The 763-nt window shown below is 78.6% G+C and carries 1 pseudogene; it reads right to left on the bottom strand.

Going from position 1 to position 763, the window contains the following annotated elements:
- A pseudogene (locus ACFVYN_RS07100) lies at positions 1-763 on the bottom strand (DEAD/DEAH box helicase); the annotation flags it as partial.

Below are 763 nucleotides of genomic sequence, written 5' to 3'. Positions count from 1 at the left end.
GGTTCGGCGGCCTTGCGGGTGCGGCGACGCGGCTTGGCTTCCGCGGCCTCGGCCGCGTCCGTGAGCACCTCGGCGGTGGCCGCGGTCTTGCGGGTGCGGCGCGGCTTGACCTCCGCGGTCTCCGCCGTGTCGGCCGCGGTCTCCGCCGGGGCCGCCGTGGCCTTGCGGGTGCGGCGCGGCTTGGTGACCGTGCCCTCCGCGGTGTCCACTGCCGCCTCGGCCGCCTTCGCGGTGCTCGCCGTCTTCCGCGTACGCCGGGGCTTGACCACCTCGGCCGTTTCCGCCTCCGGGACCGTCTGGGCCGGGATCTCGGCGGTCACGGCCGGTTCGGCGGCCTTGCGGGTGCGGCGACGCGGCTTGGCTTCCGCGGCCTCGGCCGTGTCCACGGCGGCTTCGGCGGCGGTCGTGGTCGCGGCAGCGGCCTTGCGGGTGCGGCGCGGCTTGGCCTCGGCGGCCTCGGCCGTGTCCACCGCGCTCTCGGCGGGCGTCGTGGCCGCGGTCGCGGTCTTACGGGTGCGGCGGGGCTTGATCGCCACGGCCTCCGCCGTGTCGGCGGCGGCCTCCGTCGGCGCGGCCGCGGTCTTGCGGGTGCGGCGCGGCTTGGTGACCGTGCCCTCCGCGGTGTCCACGGCGGCTTCGGCTGCTTCGGCGGCGGGAGCCGCGGCGGCTGCCTTGCGGGTGCGGCGGGGCTTGGTCTCCGTGGCCTCGGCCGTGTCCACGGCGGCTTCCGCGGGAGTCGCCGCGGCCGCGGTCTTGCGCGTAC

This window comes from Streptomyces sp. NPDC058307, assembly GCF_042880295.1.
In the GTDB taxonomy this organism is placed as follows: Bacteria; Actinomycetota; Actinomycetes; order Streptomycetales; family Streptomycetaceae; genus Streptomyces.
This window is presented reverse-complemented; position numbering and strand designations above follow the sequence as displayed.